Below are 16370 nucleotides of genomic sequence, written 5' to 3'. Positions count from 1 at the left end.
CTATTTGGGCGCGAGCACCATCAGCATCTGGCGGCCTTCCATGCGCGGATGCGCCTCAATCTTGGCCATGTCGGCGGTCTGCTCCTGGACCCGGCGAAGCACCGCCATTCCAAGCTCGCCGTGGGCCATCTCGCGGCCGCGGAAGCGCATGGTGACTTTCACCTTGTCGCCTTCCTCGAGGAACTCGAACACCTTCTTCATCTTGGTGTCATAGTCATGGTCGTCGATGTTGGGACGCATCTTGATCTCTTTGATCTCCTGCGTCTTCTGCTTCTTGCGCTGTTCCGCGGCCTTCTTCTGCGCCTCATATTTGTGGCGGCCGATGTCGAGGAACTTGGCGACCGGCGGGTCAGCGTTGGGGGAGATCTCGACTAGGTCGAGCCCGACGGACTGCGCCTGCTCGAAGGCTTCGCGCGTAAACATCACGCCCAGGTTTTCGCCGTTCTCGTCGATCACCCTGACCTTCTGGGACTGGATGAACTCGTTATAGCGGGGGCCGCTCATCGGCTGCGGCGGCGCCATTCCTCGGCGCGGGTAGGGCGGTGGTATAGCGAAGACTCCATAATCGTTGTTGGACAGCAGCGAGTTAGGCACTCGCGGCCCTCAAGGAAAGTCCGCGCGAACAAATGTGAGTCGTTTTTGCCGCGACCTGTGGCTCAGAGTCGCCAGACCCAGCGTCAGCGCAAGTCAGGCGGGACAGCCTCGGAACCGATCATTGTCACCGCTTCGTCGAGGCCGAGCATTTTCTGGTGCTCCTCGCTGCCCAGGCGGCGCAGCGCGACCGTGCCTTCCTCCGCCTCACGCTTTCCGACGACCAGCAGCAGGGGGACCTTGGCCAGGCTGTGCTCGCGCACCTTGTAGTTGATCTTCTCGTTCCTGAGATCGGTTTCGACGCGAATCCCGGCCGCCGTCAGCTTGGCCGCGACCTGCTCCGCATAGGCGTCGGCGTCCGAAACGATCGTCGCGACCACTGCCTGGACCGGCGCCAGCCATAGCGGGAGCTTGCCCGCATAATGCTCGATGAGGATCCCAATAAATCGCTCGAACGTGCCGAGGATCGCGCGGTGAAGCATCAGCGGATGGTGTTTTTCGCCGTCCTCGCCGACGTAATAGGCGCCCAGCCGCTGCGGCATCTGCGGGTCCAGCTGGTGCGTGCCGCACTGCCAGGTGCGGCCAATCGCGTCGGTCAGATGGAATTCGAGCTTGGGCCCGTAGAAGGCGCCTTCTCCCGGCAGCACCTCATAGTCGAGCCCAGTCTCCTTGAGTGCTGTCTCGAGGTCGGCCTCCGCGCGGTCCCACTCCTCGTCGCTGCCGATCCGCTCGTCGGGCCGGGTCGCCATCTTCACCTTGTAATCGGCAAAGCCAAGGTCCCGATAGACGAGGTCGAGGAGCGCGCAGAAGCGCTTCGTTTCGTCGATCAGCTGGTCGCGCGTGCAGAAGATGTGGCCGTCGTCCTGCGTGAACTGGCGGACGCGCATGATCCCGTGGAGCGCGCCGTGCGGCTCGTTGCGGTGGCAGCAGCCATATTCGGCAAAGCGGACCGGCAATTCCCGATAGCTGGTGATGCCCTGCTTAAAGACCTGGATGTGCGCCGGGCAATTCATCGGCTTCAACGCCAGGAGCTCGGCATTGCCGGTGATCACCGGCTTGCCTTCCTCGGTCGACGGCACCTCGTCGGGCACGACGAACATGTTCTCGCGAAACTTGCCCCAGTGTCCCGATTGGACCCACAGCTTGGAATCGATCAGCTGCGGGGTCCTGATCTGCTGATAGCCGGCGGCATCGAGCCGGCGGCTCATATATGCCTCGAGCTGGCGCCAGATCGTCCAGCCCTTGGGGTGCCAGAAGACGCTTCCGTGCGCTTCGGCCTGGAGGTGGAACAGGTCCATCTCCTGCCCGATCTTGCGGTGGTCGCGCTTGGCCGCTTCCTCCAGCCGGACGAGATATTCGTCGAGCTGCTTCCGGTTGAGCCAGGCGGTGCCGTAGATACGGCTCAACATCGGGTTCTTGGGGTCGCCGCGCCAGTAAGCGCCCGACACGCGGGTCAGCTTGAACGCGTTGGGATCGAGCTTTCCGGTCGAGGCAAGGTGCGGCCCGCGGCAAAGATCGATCCACGCGTCCTTAGTCCGGCCGGAGCGATACATGGTGATCGGCTCGCCCTCGGGCAGCTCCATCACCCACTCGGCCTTGAACCGCTCGCCCTGCTTCTCGAACAAGGCGCGGACGTCTTCGCGTTGCCACACTTCGCGAATCAGCGGCTCGTCGGCGGCGATGATCCGCCGCATCTCGGCTTCGATCGCAGGCAGCTCCTCCTCAGTGAACGGCCCGTGTTCGGCGGTCGGGGCGAAGTCATAATAGAAGCCGTCGTCGGTCGCCGGGCCGAAGGTGATCTGGGTGCCCGGGTAGAGGTTCTGGACCGCCTCGGCGAGGATGTGCGCATAGTCGTGCCGCACCAGCTCGAGCGCGTCCGCCTCGTCGCGCGACGTGATCAGCGCGAGGCTCGCGTCGCCTTCGAACGGGCGCATGATGTCGCGCACTTCGCCGTTGATCCGCGCCGCGAGCGCGGCCTTGGCGAGCCCCGGCCCGATCGCCGCGGCGACGTCGGCCGGCGTCGAACCCTCGGGCATCTCCTTCACCGAGCCGTCGGGAAGCGCGATCTTGAACATCTTGGTCATGTGCCGAGCCATGTAGCGAGACGCTGCAATGCTCTCAACAGGTTGCGGCGGAGGCGAATCCAACGTTAGCATCGGCCTCACAGGTGGGGAGCGCGTCCGGTCCATGAGCGAATTTGCGGTCCTCCTTGTCGGCGAATCTGAAAGCCCGAGCATCGTGCGGTTGAAGGCGGATCGGAGGATCCTGGAGCTTGCCGAGGCAAATGGCAGGGTCGAGAGCGTGCCGTGGTGGCGGCTGTACCGAATCGGCGACGATCGCTCGACGCACCGCTTCCGCAGGGTCGATCGGCGCAACTGGGAATTGCGAGTCATGTCCGGCGCGGATCAGGACCTATTGGCCCACATCGGTCGCCGCCCGCTCTACCGGATCCTTCACCCACTGCGTCGTCTCGAAGCATTCAAGATAGTCGCGGGCCTCCTGGTCATATCCGTCACCGTCGCCCAGCATATGCCAGCCGAATGGATGGGGGGACTTGTTCCCGCGTGGGCAGAGCAGCGGCTCGTCGACGGAGTGGTCGCGCAGGATGCCCCCGCGCGATGCTCGCATCCGGGCGGCGAACGGGCCGTTCGTACGCTCCTGCTTCGCCTTGACCCGCAACTCGGCAAGAAGGTCGACATCGTTGCTCTGCGCAACGGCGGCTTCGCGGTGACTTCAACTCCCGGCCAGCATATTTTCATGTTGCGCGGCGCGATGAGCGAGATCGCCTCTGGCGCCCTGCCGGCGTTGCTGGCCCATGAGCTTTCTCACATTCGACACGGGGACCCGACAGTCGCGATCATCCGCGAAAACGGCTTCCTGAAAACTTGGGCGACGATCCTCGATGGCAACGAGCGGCCGACTCTGCAGATGCGGTTCTCCGGACTCGAAGAACGCCGGGCCGATCTGGAGGCGATGCAAATGATGCGCAACGCCGGCGTGCCGCTCAAGCCCGCATCCGAAATGTTCGAGCAAATGCGAATCTCGAAGGAGCAAGGTGGATTCTTCGGCTATGACCAGCGCGATTTCCACTTTGGAATCGATGCTAGAGCGCAGCGATGGGCCGCGGCCGCACGATCGGACCCTACCGAATCTCGTCCAATACTTACACCTAATGAAGAAGACGCATTGTACAACTTCTGCTGGACGGGACCCATTGCGCCGCTGCCAAGGGGCGCTCGGCCTGCGCCCGAAAAAACCGCGCCTCTGGGCGTTGGTGGAGCAGGACGGCCTATGACTAGGCGGGACTAAGCTGACCCCATCTCTGCCGAAAGATGCTGATCGCGTAAACCTCGCTTGACATATCGAACACGAGTTCGTAAAGCACCCTTGTCATACAGACAAAGGAGCTTGACGCATGTTCGCCGCAAAGCAAAGCGACCTTACCCCCGCGCAGCGCGCGCACATCCGCAGGATCCTGTGGTTGCTGCTCGCCTACGCGATCGTCCTCCCGCCGCTCGTCTGGCTCCGCGCCCATCGGCATGTGAGCGACGCAGTGTCGCTGGCGATGGCCATCGCCGCCTCGCTTCCGGTGCTCGGTATTTTCGCCAGTTGGGGTCGTTATTTGTCCGACGAGCGAGACGAATATCATCAGGCTCTCACGCTCCGGAGAATCGCGGTCGCGACCAACGCGACGATGGGCGCTGCGGTCGTCTGGGGATTTCTCCAGGCCTTCGGCGTGATGCCGCTGGTCGAGGCTTATTGGGTGCCGTTCCTATGGGTGGTGATGCAGGGAGGGTTCGGCTGCGTGTCCTTCTTTGCTCGCCAGAATCGGGACTCCTAGACGATGGAGAATCGCCTGCGCGTGCTGCGCGCCGAGCGCGCCTGGAGCCAGCAGGACCTCGCCGGACGGCTCGAGGTCTCGCGCCAGAGCGTCAATGCGATCGAGACCGGAAAATACGACCCGTCGCTGCCGCTGGCGTTCCGCATCGCCGAGCTGTTCGACCGGCCGATCGAGGAAATTTTCGTCTCGCCCTCGAGCCGCAGCTCCAAGGCGATCTAGGCCGGCGCCCCGGCAAGTGCTTCGTCGAGGATCGCTTCCGCGCGCAGGAACAGCTGGGTGTCCACGATCACCCCCGACGCCGCCGCGTTCTCGCGCACTTGTTCCGGCCGCGAGGCGCCGATGATGGCCGAGGCGACGTTCGGCTCGCGCAGCACCCAGGCGAGCGCGAATTGCGGCATCGTCAGCCCAGCCTCCTCGGCGATCGGCTTCAGGCGCTGAACGGCGCGAAGCACGTCCGGCTGGATCAGCCGGTCGATGAACCCGCCCATCTCCGCGCTTGCCGCGCGCGAGTCCTTCGGCGGCGGCTGGTCGGGATCATATTTGCCGCTGAGCACCCCCTGGCCGAGCGGCGACCAGACGATCTGCGAAATGCCGTTCGCGGCGCAGAGCGGGATGACCTCGTCCTCGGGTTCGCGCCACAACAGCGAATATTGCGGCTGGCTCGAGACGAATGGCGTGAAGCCGCGCTCCCGGCTGAGGTCGATCGCAGCCTGGATCCGGTCGGCCGGCCATTCGGAAAAGCCGATGTAGCGCGCCTTGCCGCTCTCGACCGCGCGGGTCAGCGCTTCCATCGTCTCCTCGAGCGGGGTGCCCGAATCGTAGCGGTGGCACTGGTAGAGATCGACGTAATCGGTCCGCAACCGCTTGAGCGAGGCGTCGAGCTGCTTTTCCACCTGCGCCCGCGACAGCCCGAAATCCGTGTCGGTCATCGGGAAGTATAGCTTGGTCGCGAGCACGTAGTTGTCGCGTGGGCGGCCCTGAAGCGCGTCGCCGAGGAAGGTCTCGGCGGCTCCGCGGCCATAGATGTTGGCGGTATCGATGAAATTGATGCCTTGGGCGAATGCCTCCTCGAGGCAGGCGCGCGCCTTGTCCGCCTCGACGCCGACGCCATAGGTCAGCCACGAGCCAAGCGAGATTTCGGAGACTTCGAGGTCGCTGCTGCCAAGCTTGCGATATTTCATGCGCGTGTGCTCCTCGGCTAGAGGGCCCGACTCATGGGCCAAAGCGCGATCGCATACATCGAAGTCTCGGGGCGTTCGATTGCCTATCGGTTACGATCCGGACAGAAACCGACGCTTGTTTTCCTCCCCGGCTATGCGTCCGACATGGAGGGCACGAAGGCGCTTGCGCTCGACGCCTTCGCTGAGCACGCCGGCCTGGCGATGCTGCGCCTCGACTATTCAGGCACGGGCTCCAGCAACGGTGACTTCAAGGACGGGACGCTCGCCTTGTGGCTCGAGGAGGCGCTGGCCGCCGTCGACCGCCTCACAAAAGGGCCGCTCGTTCTTGTCGGCTCGTCGATGGGCGGATGGATCGCGTTGCACCTCGCTTTGCTGCGGCCTGAGCGCATTCGCGCATTGGTCGGAATCGCCGCCGCGCCGGATTTCACCGACTGGGGCTTTGCCGACGCCGACACCGCCGAACGCCAGGGACTCGCGCGCGGCTTTTGGGAGTCGGGCCAGGGGCTTCTCCTCCTCGACAAGCCGATCGAGATCGATTGCCCCGTCCGGCTGCTTCACGGCGAACGCGACGAAGAGGTCCCGCTCGACATTGCCTTCAGAGCCATGCGGGCGCCGCGTTCAGCCGATGTCCAGCTGAATGTCCTCAAGGGCGGCGGTCACCGGTTGTCGGAGCCGCGCGAGATCGACGCGATCCTGCACGCCGTCGCCACCCTGATTGAGCAGCCATTGGAGCCCGCACCTTGATCCTTGCCCTTGCCGCCGCCGTCGCCGCCGCTGCGGCGCCCTGCCCGAATGTCGTGACGCCCGAAGCGCTCGTCTGCCGCGCGCTCGTCGCCCAGACGGCCGGCGACAACCAATCTGCCGCCCAGGCATTCGAGGAGGCCGCCAAAGCGTCGAGCGACAAGGATCCCAAGACAGCGCGGATGTACGCCGCCGCCGGCAACCTGTGGATCGCCGCCAACCAGCCGGGCAAAGCGGCCCTCGATCTCGACCGTGCGCTGGCGCTTCCTGGCCTCGAAGCCGAGCAACGCGGCGAGGCGCTGCTCGACCGTGGCCGGGCTGCCGAGGCCCAAGGCGACCTCAAGACCGCGCGGGCCAGGGCCAACGAGGCCGCCGCGACGATCTCCGATGACCCGTTCTATTGGTATTTTTCGGCTGCCCTTTCGATCCGTGAAGGAGATGGCGCAGCCGCCACGGCCGCGATCGGCAAGGCGCTGACGCTCGCCCCGTCCGATGCGACCATCCTGTTCGAGGCCGGGCATGTGGCGGACTTCAATGGGAACGACGATGCGGCTCGAAGCTATTGGATGCGTGCCGCGGGAAGCGATCCCCACGGCCCGGTCGGCAAGGCTGCCGCCAAGGCCGTCGAGATGCTCGGAGTCACACCTTCGGTGCAAGCCGCGGCGCCGCCGCCGAAGCCTCAGCCGAGGTCGTAGTCGATCGTCGTCACGACGCGGACCTTTTGGAACGGCGAGCTTCCACCCGAAGCGCTGCAGTCGTCGCATTCCTCGCCGTCGCGCGGGCCGACCGAGAAATAGCCCTGGCTGGCGGTCTTGATCCCGCCGACCGAGGAGCCGCTGTCGTGCGCGAACTGCTCGGCGCTGCTGCGCGCGTTACGGTTCGCCTCGCCGATCATCGCGGGCTTGAGCGCGTTGAGCCCGGTGAACGTGTAGCTGACGTTTGTTCCCGATAGCTCGACACCATCGCGCAGGAGCTCGGCCTGGCGGGCATAGGCGGAGCGCGCGCGCATCACGTCGGTCGTGCGCAACTGGATCGAGCGTGTGACAGTCAGTCGCTGAGGGCCCACGGCCGTGCCGTCCTTGTCGCGCGGCTGCTCGCGGCTCAGCGAGACGTCGGTATCCGTCACATTGTCGGCGTTGAATCCGGCGCGCTGGAAAAACCCGCGCACGGCGCGTGCCTGCTCGTCGACCGACTGCTGGACCGATCCGAAATCCCCGCCCTGGTGCGAGAAATTGATGGTCCAGGTCGCAAGGTCGGCGGTGACGTCGCGCTCCGATACCCCGCGAACGGTCACGGTCCTGTGCTCGGCCATCTTCGAGCGCCTGAGGCCATCGCCGAGCGCATAGCCGCTGGTGGTGAGCCCAAACGCAAAAATCGCGACCGCGCCCAAAAGGGCGGCGCGGCTGCCCTGCAGCTTCTCGATCATGGGATGAAAACCCGTGCGTTCGTCCGCATATACGAGCAGCCACCGGTCACGATCGCCGGCTTGGGCTGCGACGAACCGTGCCTTTATAGCGATGAACTGAGCCCAGAGGAAGCGCTTCGAAATGAAATTCCTGCATTCGATGATCCGCGTGTCCGATCCCGCCGCCACTGTTGCATTCTTTCAACAGCTCGGGCTCGAGGAGCGGCGGCGGATGGACAATGACGCGGGCCGTTTCACTTTGATCTTCCTCGGTGTTCCCGGCGACGAGGGCGGGGAAGTCGAGCTGACATACAACTGGGACGAGAGCGGCTACGGCGGCGGGCGCAACTTCGGCCATCTCGCCTATCAGGTCGACGATATCTACGAGACGTGCCGGCGCCTGATGGACAATGGAGTGACGATCAACCGGCCCCCGCGCGACGGCCGCATGGCGTTCATCCGCACGCCCGACGCCATCTCGATCGAACTGCTTCAGAAAGGCGCGGCCCTGGCACCCGCAGAGCCTTGGGTGTCGATGCCCAACACCGGCGAATGGTAGACTGGCCGGACCAGCGGTTTCTCGATCTGGTCGGGTGCGAGTATCCGATCATCCAGGCGCCCATGGCGGGAGCGAGCGGAGTCGACCTGGGCGTCGCGGCAATGGCGGGTGGCGCCCTCGGCTCGCTGCCGTGCGGCATGCTTTCGGCGGACCAGGTGCGCACGCAAGTGTCGGAAGTGCGAGCGCGCGCGAACGGTCCGCTTAACCTCAACTTCTTCTGCCACACGATGCCGGCGGACCCCGACGACTCCGCCTGGCGCGCGCTCCTCCAACCTTATTATGACGAATTCGGCGTCGAGGCGGATAACGGCGGAACGCTGCGCCTTCCGTTCGATGCCGAGATGTGCGCCGTAGTCGAGGACGTTCGTCCCGAAGTCGTCAGCTTTCACTTCGGCCTCCCCGCGTCCGACCTGCTCGATCGCGTGACCAGGACCGGCGCGATTGTGATCGGCAATGCGACCACGATTGCCGAGGCCCGCTGGTTGGACAGCCGAGGCGTCGGCGCGATCGTCGCGCAAGGCTTCGAGGCCGGCGGGCACACTGGCCATTTCCTCGGCTCCGATCCCGCCGAGGCGATGGGATTGTTTGCGCTGCTGCCGCAGATCTCCGACGCGGTCTCAGTGCCGGTGATCGCGGCGGGCGGAATTGGCGACGGTCGCGCAATCGCCGCCGCGTTTACGTTGGGAGCGAGCGCGGTCCAGCTCGGTACAGCCTACCTCCACGCGCCCGAGACTCCGATCAGCGATGCGCATCGAGCTCGGCTGAAGGAAGCGCGGACCCTGTTCACCAACCTCATGACCGGCGGGCTCGCGCGCGGGATTCCCGGCCGGTTGATCGACGAGCTCGGCCCGGTCAAGTCCGAAGCGCCGACCTATCCGCTCGCCAGCGCGGCGCTCGCACCCATCCGCGCCGCCGCGGAGAGGCATGGCGAGTTCGGCTTCGGACCGATGTGGGCGGGCCAGGCGGCGGCCCTTGGACAGCGACTCGGGGCAGCGGAACTGACCCGCAGGCTCGCCGCCGATGCGCTGGCGATCCTCTCGCGCGGCGCGTAGAGGCGCGCCAATGGAAATCGTCGCCGTCCCAGTCCTGACCGACAACTACGTCTGGCTGATCCACAACGCGGAAATCGGTGAAACGGCCGTCGTAGACCCTTCCGTCGCCGATCCGGTGCTCGAGGCAACAGCGGCAAGAGGATGGCGGCTGACGCAGATCCTCAACACCCACTGGCATCCCGATCATACGGGCGGCAACCAGGGGATTCAGACGGCGACCGGCGCTCCCATCATCGCTCCGGCCGAAGCCGAGCGGGTCAGCAAAGTCGACCATATCGTCCGCGAAGGCGACCGCGTAACCGTCGCGGGGCGCGAAGCGGTCGTCTGGGAGATTCCCGCCCACACAAACGGGCACATTGCCTACTATTTCGAAGGTGAGGGCATGATCTTCGTCGGCGACACGATGTTCGCGATGGGCTGCGGCCGGTTATTCGAAGGCACGGCCGAACAGATGTACCGAAACCTCCGGCGGATCGCCGCGCTTCCCGAAGACGTGCACATCTATTGCGGTCACGAATATACTCTGGCGAACGCTCGCTTCGCGGCTCACGCCGAGCCTGACAACGACGCGACCGCCGATCGGTTGGCGGCAGTGAGTGCGCTGCGCGACGAAGGCAAGATCACCCTGCCGACGACCGTCGCCCAGGAGCTTGCGACCAATCCATTCGTTCGTGCCCCGAACGTGGAAGAATTTGCGCGCTTGAGACGTGACAAAGACAGCTTCCGTTCATGAGCCGAGTCGCTCTACGGGAGGGCGTGGGCGCGCGAGAGATAACCTCGAGGAGGTCGAAATGCGTGTAATGCCATTGCTTTTGGTGAGCTGCGTGCTCGCCTCTTGTACGACTGCTCCCCAGCCGACGATGCGTTCTCCGGACAAGCAGACCGAGCTCGCGCAATTGCTCGCCGGCAAGGTCGCTCAGCGGCCGATCAGCTGCCTTCCGCACTATCAAGCGAGCGACATGCGGGTCATCGACGACGATACAATCGCGTTCAGGGACGGCAGCCGCCGCACGTTCGTTGCCCACATGAACGGTGGCTGCAGCAACCTTGGTAGCGGCAGCACCGCGCTGGTGACCCATCAGTTCGGGACGTCCGACCTGTGCAGCGGCGAGATCGCCCGCGTGGTGGATACGGCCAACGGCATCACCGTCGGCAGTTGCTCGTTCGGCGAGTTTACCCCTTACACGAGGCCCAGAGCTTAGGGCGCCTAGCGCTTGTAGAGCGCGTCGAGGCGCGCAGCATAGACGCCGGTTATGACGTGGCGCCGAATCTTCATCGACGGCGTCAACTGCTCGTTCTCGATCGTGAACGGGCCATCGGCGAGGATGAAGCGGCGAATTCTCTCGATCACCGAAAGGTCCGCGTTGACCCGGTCGACGGCGACTTGCAGCCGCTGGTGAAGGTCGGACGCGCCGGCGATCTCTGGATCCGGTACCAGCAGCGCCACCAGGTGGGGGCGCCGGTCGCCATAGATCATCGCCTGGGCGATCTCGCTCTGCAGCGTCAACATGCCTTCGATCCGCTGCGGGGAGACATTGTCGCCCTTGTCGTTGACCAGGATGTCCTTCTTGCGGTCGGTGATGACGATCCGCCCCTTGTCGTCGAAATGGCCGACGTCGCCGGTCGCGAGCCAGCCATCGCGCAGTACGCGAGCGGTCTCCTCAGGGTTGCGCCAATAGCCGCGCATGACGTTCTCGCCGCGGACCATGATCTCGCCGTCCTCGGCGATCCGCACTTCGCAATTCCTGACCGGCGGACCGACCGTCTCGAGCCGGATGCCCACGCTCGGCCGGTTGCAGCTGATCAGCGGGGCGGCCTCGGTCTGGCCGTAGCCCTGCAGGAAGGTGATCCCGAGCGACTGGAAGAAGACGCCGACTTCGGGGTTGAGCGGGGCGCCGCCTGAGACCCAGGCCTTTTGCCGGCCTCCGAAGCGTGCGCGGATCTTCCGGCGCAGCGTCAGCGACAACAGGCCGTTCATCGGCAGGTCCCATGGCTTCAGCTTGCCGTTGGAGCGGTCGCTGCCGATCTTGAGCGCTCGGCTCAGGAGATATTTGGAAAGCCCGCCCTGGGCCTCGACCGACTTCATGATCCGCGACCGGAGCAGCTCGAACAGCCGCGGCACGACCACCATGATCGTCGGCTGCACCTCTTCGATATTGGCGGCCAGCTTCTCGAGGCTCTCGGCAAAGTAGATTTGCGCGCCGAGCGCGATGGGGAACATCTGCCCGCCCATGTGCTCATAGGCGTGGCTGGCGGGCAGGAACGACAGGAACACCTCGTCGTCCCAGCCGAAATCGGTCGAGATGATGTCGGTCGCGCCCTCCAGATTGTGAAGCAGCGCGCCGTGATGCTGCTGGACTCCGCGGGGGGCGCCGCCCGTGCCGCTGGTGTAGATGATGCAGGCGAGGTCGCCCCGGGCGATCCGCGACGCCTTTTCCGTCAGTTCCGCGACGTCGCCATCGCCCGATGCCAGCTTCGCCCAATGGTGGCAATTGATCCAGTCCGGTACCTGGCCGGCGCGGATCGCCTCCATTCCGATCACGTGGTGGCATTCGGTCGAGGTGATCACCGCCGGGATCAGATTCTTGGCGAGCTTCTGGTTCGACACGATCACCGCCCGCGCGCCCGAATTGCCGAGTACATGCGAATGATCGCGGGTGGTGTTGGTCGTGTAGGTCGGGACCGTGACGCAGCCCGCGGCCATGATCGCCAGATCGGAGATCAGCCACTCGGGCCGGTTCTCGCTGACCAGCGCCACGCGGTCGCCCGGCTCGAGCCCGATGCGCTTGAGTGATGCGCTAAGCGCAGCCACCTGGCGCGCCGCTTCGGCCCAGCTGATCGCCTGCCATGTCCCATCGCGCTTGGCCCACAGGAACGGCTTGTCGCCCTTCTCCGCCGCCCGCGTCAGGAACAGCGAGACGAGATTGTCGAATCGTTCGAGTTGCCGCGCCAAGTTTTCTCCGTCGAGCCTTTACTGCGAGACCGCCGCGCCCTCGCTGCGCGGATCGGCGCCGCCGGCCCAGCGGCCGTTGACCCACTCGACGGCGTTGGCCTTGAAGCCCGCGGGCATCGGCTTGACCTGCTGGCCAAGTGCCTGGAGCTGCGGGATCATCGTCTCGAGATAAGTCCCGCGCTCGACGTACACGGTGTCGACGCCGGGCGCGAAGAGCACCGGAAGCGCGATCGCCTGCTGCGCGCTCAAGTGCCAGTCGATGACGCCGATGATCGCCTTCAAGACCTGCGCCGGGATCGTCGGACCGCCCGCCGCACCGACAGCCAGCCGGATATGACCGTTGGGACTCCAGACGATCGTCGGGCTCATCGAGCTGCGCGGCCGCTTCCCGCCCGCGACGCGATTGGCGGTGGGGCAGCCGTTCTTGTCGGGCACGATGTTGAAGTCGGTCAGTTCGTTGTTGAGATAATAGCCGCTGACCATCAGGCCCGAGCCGAAGATGTCCTCGATGGTCGAAGTCTCGGAGGCCACATTGCCGGCGGAATCGACCGCGACGAAATGCGACGTGCCGTGCTCCCGCACCGGCGCCGCCGTGCATGTCACTTTGGGAGCACCGGCAGGATTGCCGGCGACGACGCTTGGCATGGTCCGATCCGGCGAGATCAAGGCGGAGCGTTTCGCCAGATAGGCGGCATCCATCAGCCCGGCGGTCGGCACCGACACGTAGCGAGGATCGCCGATATATTGCTCGCGATCGGCGTAGGCGAGGCGCATCGACTCGGCGATCAGGTGCCAGGCGACCGGCGAGTTCGGCCCGAGCTTGGAGAGGTTGAACCGCTCCAGCTGCTTCAAGGTCTCGAACACCGTGGTGCCGCCCGACGACGACGGACCCATCCCGCAGATGCGATAGCCACGATAGGTGCCGCAGACCGGAGCGCGCTGAACGACCTTGTACGACGCGATGTCGGCGAGGGTCATTCGCGACGGATTGACCGGCGACCGGTTGACCGTGGCGACGATGTTCTGCGCGTTCGGGGCGGCGTAGAAGCTCTCGGCGCCGCGCTTTGCAATCCCTTCGAGGAAAGCCGCGAAGGCCGGGTTCTTGACCAGTGTCCCGGGTGGCTTCGGGTTGCCGTCGGGCTGATAGAAGATCGCGCGCGCTTCGGCCGACATGGCGCCGGTGCGGCGGCTGCCGCCGAGCGAGCCGTAGAGCCGCGGCGTGATCTTGAACCCTTCGCGCGCGAGCCGGATCGCCGGCTGGAACAGCGTAGCCCAGGGCAGCTTGCCGTAGCGCCCGTGCGCCAGCGCCATCAGCCGCAGGTTCCCGGGAATGCCGACGCTCCTGCCGCCGGGGACCGCATCCTCGTGCGCCATCGGCTGGCCGTCCTTGTAGAACCAGGTGCCGGTCGCTGCGCGCGGCGCCGTCTCGCGTCCGTCGAACGTGACTGGCGTGCCGCCCCGAGCGGAATAGACCAGATAGCTGCCGCCTCCGATGCCCTGACTTTCCGGCTCGACGACATTGAGCGCCAGCAGGGTCGCGAAGGCGGCGTCGAGCGCGCTTCCGCCCTTGCGGAGCATTTCGGCGCCGGCATCCGCCGCGCGGGGGTCGGCCGCGCTGACCATGCCCGGCACGCGAGCGGACGCTTGGACAGGTGCGGCGGGGCTTTTGGCGATTGCGGCGGGGCCGGCTGCAGCGAGCAATCCGGCGCCGAGGATCAGGGAAGGACGGCGCATCGCGCTCCGCTACTCGCTCCCTACCGCGTCGGCAATGTTGGCAAAGCCGTCGCGCTTCAGCCGGTCGGCGAGGCCGAGCGCGATCCGCCGCGCGATTCCAGACCCTTCATAGACCATCGCCGAATAAAGCTGGACGAGGCTTGCCCCGGCGCGGATGCGCTCCCACGCGTCGTCGGCCGATGCGATTCCGCCGACGCCGATCAGCGGGATTTCTCCCCCGCTCGCACGCCGAAACCGCCGCAAGGCGTCGAGCGCCAGCGGCTTCAGCGGCGCTCCCGACAGGCCGCCCGTCTCGCTTGCGAAGCGCGATTTGAGCGGCGGCCGCGACACCGTCGTGTTGGATACGATGATCGCATCCACGCCATGGTCGATCGCGGCGCGCACGATCCGCTCGGGGTCGTGCTCGGCGAGGTCGGGCGCCACCTTCAAAAAGATCGGCTTGCCCACGCCCGCCTGCTGGACAGCGGCGAGCAGCTCTTCGAGAGCGCCCGCGTCCTGCAGCCCCCGCAGCCCCGGCGTGTTGGGCGAGCTGATGTTGATCGTCAGATAGCGGGCGACGGGCGCCATCGCCTGCACGCCGCGAACATAGTCTCCAACCCAGTCGCGGCTGTCCTTGTTGGCCCCGACATTGACCCCGATCACCCGGTGCACCCGAGAGCATTCCGTGAGCCGCTCGAAGGCGACGAGCTGGCCGGCATTGTTGAAGCCGAGGCGGTTGATGACAGCGCGGTCTTCCTTCAGCCGGAACAGCCGCGGCCTTGGGTTGCCGGACTGGGGCTGTGGAGTCAGCGTTCCGACCTCGACGAAGCCGAAGCCCAGCGACAACATCTGCGCAGGCACCTCGGCATTCTTGTCGAATCCCGCGGCAAGGCCAACCGGCGTGTCAAAATCGATCCCGGCGACGCGAGTCTTCAGGTTTGCCGGGAAATCCGGCGGCCGCCGGACAGGCATCAGGCGGAGAGCGGCGACCGTTGCGCGGTGCGCCGTCTCTGCATCGAGCGCGAACGCCAGCGGACGAATGAGCGGGTAGAGGCGCACGCCAGCCGTTTCGGCGTGCAACGGATTCATTGTCAAATCCGGCTCTGTGCACTAAATCGGACTGGAAAGCTCCGAATTGACATGCGCCTGAGCCACCTTGCCGATTACGCGGTCGTATTGATGACCGCCGCCGCCCGCCGGCCCGCGGGCGCGCGCCTCAGCGCGACCGAGCTGTCGGGCGAGACCGGCGTGCCGCTGCCGACCGCGCAAAAGCTGATGGGCCAGCTCGCCGGCTGCGGCCTCCTGTCCAGCGCGCGCGGTGCGTCCGGCGGCTTCGCCTTGGCCCGCGCGGCGCAGGACATCAGCCTAGCCGACATCGTCGAAGCGGTCGAAGGACCGATCGCCCTCACCATGTGCTCGGACTCGGCCAACCACGAATGCATTCTCGACGCCCATTGCCGGGTCAAGCCGCACATGGGCGTGGTCGGCAACGCCGTGCGCGGAGCCCTCGGCGCGGTCAGCCTGACGGAGCTCGCGCAATGAACGAAGCCGTCAAGAACAGCGAATTGCGAGACAAGATCGCCCAGGATTACGAATGGGGCTTCAGCTCGGATATCGAGCAGGAGTTCGCGCCCAAGGGCCTGTCCGAAGACACGGTCCGCTTCATCTCGGCCAAGAAGGGCGAACCAGCCTGGATGCTCGACTGGCGGCTCAAGGCCTACCGCGCCTGGCTCGACTTGGAGGAGGTCGGCTGGGCCAAGCTCGACATCCCGGCGATCGATTACCAGAATTCTTATTATTACGCCGCGCCCAAGGCCAAGCCGAAGCTGGGATCACTCGACGAGGTCGATCCCGAAATCCTGCGCGTTTACGAAAAGCTCGGCATCCCGATCGAGGAGCAGAAGGTGCTCGCCGGCGTCGAAGGCGCACGCAAGGTCGCGGTCGACGCGGTGTTCGACAGCGTCAGCGTCGCGACCACGTTCCGCGAGGAGTTGAAGAAGGCCGGAGTCATCTTCCTCTCCATCTCCGAGGCGATCCGCGAGCATCCCGAGCTGGTCCGCAAATATCTCGGCAGCGTCGTTCCGCAGCGCGACAATTACTTCGCCTGCCTCAACAGCGCGGTCTTCTCCGACGGCACCTTCGTCTACGTGCCCGAGGGCGTCCGCTGCCCGATGGAGCTGTCGACCTATTTCCGCATCAATGCCGAGAACACCGGCCAGTTCGAGCGCACCCTGATCGTCGCCGACAAAGGCAGCTACGTCTCCTACCTCGAAGGCTGCACCGCGCCGATGCGCGACGAGAACCAGCTGCACGCGGCGGTGGTCGAGATCTTCG

General features: G+C 65.6%; 17 protein-coding genes and 1 pseudogene. 11 read left to right on the top strand and 7 right to left on the bottom strand.

Annotated features, from left to right (window positions below; genetic code table 11):
* The gene (gene infC, locus ACJ8FR_RS00125) at positions 1–504 is read right to left on the bottom strand and encodes a translation initiation factor IF-3 (protein ID WP_407826569.1); all 504 of its coding nucleotides are present in this window, start codon (positions 502–504) and stop codon (positions 1–3) included.
* 173 nt (positions 505–677) lie between these two features.
* Positions 678–2675 carry a threonine--tRNA ligase gene (gene thrS, locus ACJ8FR_RS00120; RefSeq protein WP_407826568.1) on the bottom strand — a complete coding sequence of 666 codons (1998 nt, stop codon included), beginning with the start codon at positions 2673–2675 and terminating at the stop codon, positions 678–680.
* 307 nt (positions 2676–2982) lie between these two features.
* On the opposite strand from thrS, the gene ACJ8FR_RS00115 reads away from it, so the two are divergent.
* The 3 genes from ACJ8FR_RS00115 (at position 2983) to ACJ8FR_RS00105 (ending at position 4651) form a co-directional block, all read left to right on the top strand.
* Entirely contained in the window at positions 2983–3900 is a 918-nt protein-coding gene (locus ACJ8FR_RS00115; RefSeq protein WP_407826567.1) for a M48 family metalloprotease, read from the top strand.
* Positions 3901–4006: 106 nt separating this feature from the next.
* A complete protein-coding gene (locus ACJ8FR_RS00110; RefSeq protein ID WP_407826566.1) occupies positions 4007–4432 on the top strand; it encodes a hypothetical protein in 426 nt (141 codons plus the stop codon).
* Positions 4433–4435: 3 nt separating this feature from the next.
* Positions 4436–4651 carry a helix-turn-helix transcriptional regulator gene (locus ACJ8FR_RS00105; protein WP_407826565.1) on the top strand — a complete coding sequence of 72 codons (216 nt, stop codon included), beginning with the start codon at positions 4436–4438 and terminating at the stop codon, positions 4649–4651.
* On the opposite strand, the gene ACJ8FR_RS00100 is transcribed toward ACJ8FR_RS00105, so the two are convergent.
* Entirely contained in the window at positions 4648–5613 is a 966-nt protein-coding gene (locus tag ACJ8FR_RS00100; RefSeq protein WP_407826564.1) for an aldo/keto reductase family protein, read from the bottom strand. The genes ACJ8FR_RS00105 and ACJ8FR_RS00100 overlap by 4 nt on opposite strands.
* A gap of 33 nt (positions 5614–5646) precedes the next feature.
* Between ACJ8FR_RS00100 and ACJ8FR_RS00095 the strand changes: the two genes are divergently transcribed.
* Positions 5647–6357 carry an alpha/beta fold hydrolase gene (locus ACJ8FR_RS00095; RefSeq protein WP_407826563.1) on the top strand — a complete coding sequence of 237 codons (711 nt, stop codon included), beginning with the start codon at positions 5647–5649 and terminating at the stop codon, positions 6355–6357.
* The gene (locus ACJ8FR_RS00090; protein ID WP_407826562.1) at positions 6354–7049 is read left to right on the top strand and encodes a tetratricopeptide repeat protein; all 696 of its coding nucleotides are present in this window, start codon (positions 6354–6356) and stop codon (positions 7047–7049) included. The genes ACJ8FR_RS00095 and ACJ8FR_RS00090 overlap by 4 nt, the downstream gene beginning before the upstream one ends.
* On the opposite strand, the gene ACJ8FR_RS00085 is transcribed toward ACJ8FR_RS00090, so the two are convergent.
* The gene (locus ACJ8FR_RS00085) at positions 7034–7780 is read right to left on the bottom strand and encodes an SIMPL domain-containing protein (protein WP_407826561.1); all 747 of its coding nucleotides are present in this window, start codon (positions 7778–7780) and stop codon (positions 7034–7036) included. The genes ACJ8FR_RS00090 and ACJ8FR_RS00085 overlap by 16 nt on opposite strands.
* Positions 7781–7901: 121 nt before the next feature.
* On the opposite strand from ACJ8FR_RS00085, the gene ACJ8FR_RS00080 reads away from it, so the two are divergent.
* The 4 genes from ACJ8FR_RS00080 to ACJ8FR_RS00065 are packed head-to-tail and all read left to right on the top strand — an operon-like array spanning position 7902 to position 10572.
* On the top strand, positions 7902–8318 hold the full coding sequence (locus tag ACJ8FR_RS00080; RefSeq protein ID WP_407826560.1) for a VOC family protein: 417 nt from the start codon (positions 7902–7904) through the stop codon (positions 8316–8318).
* Complete coding sequence (locus ACJ8FR_RS00075; RefSeq protein ID WP_407826559.1) at positions 8312–9370, top strand: NAD(P)H-dependent flavin oxidoreductase; 1059 nt, start codon at positions 8312–8314, stop codon at positions 9368–9370. Before ACJ8FR_RS00080 ends, ACJ8FR_RS00075 begins: the two co-directional genes overlap by 7 nt.
* Before the next feature lie 10 nt (positions 9371–9380).
* Entirely contained in the window at positions 9381–10103 is a 723-nt protein-coding gene (gene gloB / locus ACJ8FR_RS00070; RefSeq protein ID WP_407826558.1) for a hydroxyacylglutathione hydrolase, read from the top strand.
* A gap of 58 nt (positions 10104–10161) precedes the next feature.
* Positions 10162–10572 carry a hypothetical protein gene (locus tag ACJ8FR_RS00065; RefSeq protein ID WP_407826557.1) on the top strand — a complete coding sequence of 137 codons (411 nt, stop codon included), beginning with the start codon at positions 10162–10164 and terminating at the stop codon, positions 10570–10572.
* 5 nt (positions 10573–10577) lie between these two features.
* Here ACJ8FR_RS00065 and ACJ8FR_RS00060 read toward each other — a convergent pair whose 3' ends face one another.
* The 3 genes from ACJ8FR_RS00060 to ACJ8FR_RS00050 are packed head-to-tail and all read right to left on the bottom strand — an operon-like array spanning position 10578 to position 15125.
* Complete coding sequence (locus tag ACJ8FR_RS00060) at positions 10578–12323, bottom strand: AMP-dependent synthetase/ligase (RefSeq protein ID WP_407826556.1); 1746 nt, start codon at positions 12321–12323, stop codon at positions 10578–10580.
* 18 nt (positions 12324–12341) lie between these two features.
* Positions 12342–14057: a gamma-glutamyltransferase gene (gene ggt / locus ACJ8FR_RS00055; RefSeq protein WP_407826555.1), complete on the bottom strand. Its 1716-nt coding sequence runs from the start codon at positions 14055–14057 to the stop codon at positions 12342–12344.
* Positions 14058–14066: 9 nt separating this feature from the next.
* Complete coding sequence (locus ACJ8FR_RS00050) at positions 14067–15125, bottom strand: quinone-dependent dihydroorotate dehydrogenase (RefSeq protein ID WP_407826554.1); 1059 nt, start codon at positions 15123–15125, stop codon at positions 14067–14069.
* Positions 15126–15176: 51 nt separating this feature from the next.
* Here ACJ8FR_RS00050 and ACJ8FR_RS00045 point away from each other — a divergent pair, with 51 nt between their 5' ends.
* Entirely contained in the window at positions 15177–15578 is a 402-nt protein-coding gene (locus tag ACJ8FR_RS00045) for an SUF system Fe-S cluster assembly regulator (RefSeq protein WP_407826553.1), read from the top strand.
* Positions 15575–16370, top strand: a pseudogene (locus ACJ8FR_RS00040) (Fe-S cluster assembly protein SufB); the annotation flags it as partial. The gene ACJ8FR_RS00045 and the pseudogene ACJ8FR_RS00040, both read left to right, overlap by 4 nt.

Source organism: Sphingomonas sp., from assembly GCF_045810705.1.
In the GTDB taxonomy this organism is placed as follows: Bacteria; Pseudomonadota; Alphaproteobacteria; order Sphingomonadales; family Sphingomonadaceae; genus Sphingomicrobium.
This window is presented reverse-complemented; position numbering and strand designations above follow the sequence as displayed.

Coding starts and splice junctions, on each gene's coding strand:
- infC (WP_407826569.1), bottom strand. CDS start 504: ATGAGCGGCCCCCGCTATAACGAGTTCATCCAGTCCCAGAAGGTCAGG.
- thrS (WP_407826568.1), bottom strand. CDS start 2,675: ATGACCAAGATGTTCAAGATCGCGCTTCCCGACGGCTCGGTGAAGGAG.
- ACJ8FR_RS00115 (WP_407826567.1), top strand. CDS start 2,983: ATGTCCGGCGCGGATCAGGACCTATTGGCCCACATCGGTCGCCGCCCG.
- ACJ8FR_RS00110 (WP_407826566.1), top strand. CDS start 4,007: ATGTTCGCCGCAAAGCAAAGCGACCTTACCCCCGCGCAGCGCGCGCAC.
- ACJ8FR_RS00105 (WP_407826565.1), top strand. CDS start 4,436: ATGGAGAATCGCCTGCGCGTGCTGCGCGCCGAGCGCGCCTGGAGCCAG.
- ACJ8FR_RS00100 (WP_407826564.1), bottom strand. CDS start 5,613: ATGAAATATCGCAAGCTTGGCAGCAGCGACCTCGAAGTCTCCGAAATC.
- ACJ8FR_RS00095 (WP_407826563.1), top strand. CDS start 5,647: ATGGGCCAAAGCGCGATCGCATACATCGAAGTCTCGGGGCGTTCGATT.
- ACJ8FR_RS00085 (WP_407826561.1), bottom strand. CDS start 7,780: ATGATCGAGAAGCTGCAGGGCAGCCGCGCCGCCCTTTTGGGCGCGGTC.
- ACJ8FR_RS00080 (WP_407826560.1), top strand. CDS start 7,902: ATGAAATTCCTGCATTCGATGATCCGCGTGTCCGATCCCGCCGCCACT.
- ACJ8FR_RS00075 (WP_407826559.1), top strand. CDS start 8,312: ATGGTAGACTGGCCGGACCAGCGGTTTCTCGATCTGGTCGGGTGCGAG.
- gloB (WP_407826558.1), top strand. CDS start 9,381: ATGGAAATCGTCGCCGTCCCAGTCCTGACCGACAACTACGTCTGGCTG.
- ACJ8FR_RS00065 (WP_407826557.1), top strand. CDS start 10,162: ATGCGTGTAATGCCATTGCTTTTGGTGAGCTGCGTGCTCGCCTCTTGT.
- ggt (WP_407826555.1), bottom strand. CDS start 14,057: ATGCGCCGTCCTTCCCTGATCCTCGGCGCCGGATTGCTCGCTGCAGCC.
- ACJ8FR_RS00050 (WP_407826554.1), bottom strand. CDS start 15,125: ATGAATCCGTTGCACGCCGAAACGGCTGGCGTGCGCCTCTACCCGCTC.
- ACJ8FR_RS00045 (WP_407826553.1), top strand. CDS start 15,177: ATGCGCCTGAGCCACCTTGCCGATTACGCGGTCGTATTGATGACCGCC.